Annotated in this window: 1 protein-coding gene; it reads left to right on the top strand. The window is 57.3% G+C overall.

The genetic code is table 11. The annotated features are described in order from the left end of the window. A partial coding sequence (locus tag OIU26_RS25765) for an amino acid adenylation domain-containing protein (RefSeq protein WP_264218410.1) occupies positions 1-2098 on the top strand: 2098 nt, incomplete at both ends.

Raw genomic sequence — 2098 nt, 5'->3', positions numbered from 1 at the left:
ATGCTGGTCGGCGTATTGGCGGTGTGGAAATCCGGAGGCGCATATGTACCGCTGGATGCGGATTATCCGTCCGAACGGATTCGCTTTATGCTGGAGGACAGTGGTGCGACGGTGCTGCTAACGCAAACCGGTTTGCAAGAGCGTGCACAGGGTTGGCTGGAGGCAAGTCGGCAGGCCTTGGTCGGAGGGCAGCCTGAGGGTGAATTGAAAACAGCGGCTGGCGCTGAAACGATGGAAAGAGACAGCCTGAATGAAGGATTAGGCTTGAAATCAGATTCGAAGTCTGACGGTGAAGCAGCCTCCGAATCAGCAACAGGGCTGCGTCTGCATACCGTATTGGCATTGGACGATGAGTCGCTGTACACCGGGGATGCCACGGATGTTGAACCTATCAATGAACCGCACGATCTGGCATATGTGATATACACGTCTGGGACAACCGGACGTCCGAAGGGCGTCATGATCGAGCATCGCAGCTTGGTGAATACGGCTGCGGCGTATCGCCGGGATTACCGTCTGAACCAGTTCCCGGTGCGACTGCTGCAACTGGCCAGCTTCTCCTTCGACGTATTCGTCGGCGATATTGCACGGACGCTCTATAACGGGGGCACGATGGTCATTTGTCCGAAAGATGACCGCATTGATCCAAGCCGTCTGTACGGCTGGATTCGTGATTACCAGATTACCGTGTTCGAATCGACTCCGGCCCTGATCGTACCGTTTATGCAGCATGTGCATGAACAGGGGCTGGACATGAGCAGCATGGAACTGCTGATCACCAGCTCGGATAGCTGCAGCGTGACGGACTACCGGGTGCTGCAAGAACGGTTTGGCGCAGATATCCGCATGATCAACAGCTACGGCGTCACGGAAGCGGCGATTGACTCCAGCTTCTACGACGAAGAGCTGTCGAAGCTGCCAAGCAGCGGCCATGTGCCGATTGGTCAAGCGTGGCTGAACGCACGCTTCTACATCGTGGACAGCCAGCTGAATCCGGTGCCGATCGGTGTACTGGGTGAGCTGTGCATTGGCGGTGCTGGCGTGGCACGGGGGTACCTGAACCGTGCGGACCTGACCGCTGAGAAATTCGTAGCGAACCCGTACGTACCGGGTGAACGGCTGTATCGTACCGGCGATTTGGCGCGGTGGATGCCGGACGGCAATGTGGACTTTATTGGCCGGATGGACTATCAGGTCAAAATTCGGGGCTACCGGATCGAGCTGGGCGAGATTGAAACGGCGATCCAGCGAGTGCCAGGTGTGCGTCAAGCCGTAGTCATCGACCGGACGGACGAGCGTGGAAACAAGTATTTGTGCGGATACATCACGGGAGAAGCCGAGCTGCGGATTGAGGAGGTACAGGCAGCGCTGGAAGCCGGGTTGCCAGCGCACATGGTGCCTGCGCGCCTGATGCGACTGGAGACCATCCCGCTGACCAGCAACGGCAAAATCGACCGCAAGGCTTTGCCGGAGCCAGAAGGCAGCATCCATACGGGAGCAGCCTATGTAGCCCCGCGTACCCAGGTGGAGCAAGTACTGGCTGCGGTATGGGCTGGAGTACTGGGCGTGGAAGCCGTAGGCACGCAGGATAACTTCTTTGAGCTGGGTGGCGATTCGATCAAAGCCCTGCAAGTATCGTCTCGCTTGCTGCAAGCAGGTTATCGATTGAACATGAAGGATCTCTTCAGTAATCCGACGGTAGCGGCACTCAGTCCTTTGCTTCGTACAGATGGCAAGATGGCCAGTCAGGAAGAGGCAGTAGGCCCGGTGGAACTGACACCTATTCAGCGATGGTTCTTCGAGCAGCAGCCGGCTGACCTGCACCACAGCAACCAGGCGATGATGCTGTATCGAGCTGGGCGCTTTGACGTCGACGCGCTGCGCCGTACGATGGACCGTATGGTCCAGCATCATGACGCATTGCGCACGGTATTCCGTGAGACGGAGCAGGGCTATGTTGCTTGGAACCGCAGTGTAGCGGAAGGCGAGCTATACACGCTGGACATTGTAGATTTCAGCGCAGTGGAAGACGAATCCACCGCTGTTGAAGCCAAGGCGAGTGAAATTCAAGCCAGCATTCATTTGGGCAATGGTCCAC

Origin of the sequence: Paenibacillus sp. BT-177 (assembly GCF_025846815.2) — a bacterium.
Classification (GTDB): domain Bacteria; phylum Bacillota; class Bacilli; order Paenibacillales; family Paenibacillaceae; genus Paenibacillus; species Paenibacillus polymyxa_C.
The sequence above is the reverse complement of the archived record's forward strand: the minus strand, read 5'-3'. Positions and strand labels throughout refer to the sequence as shown.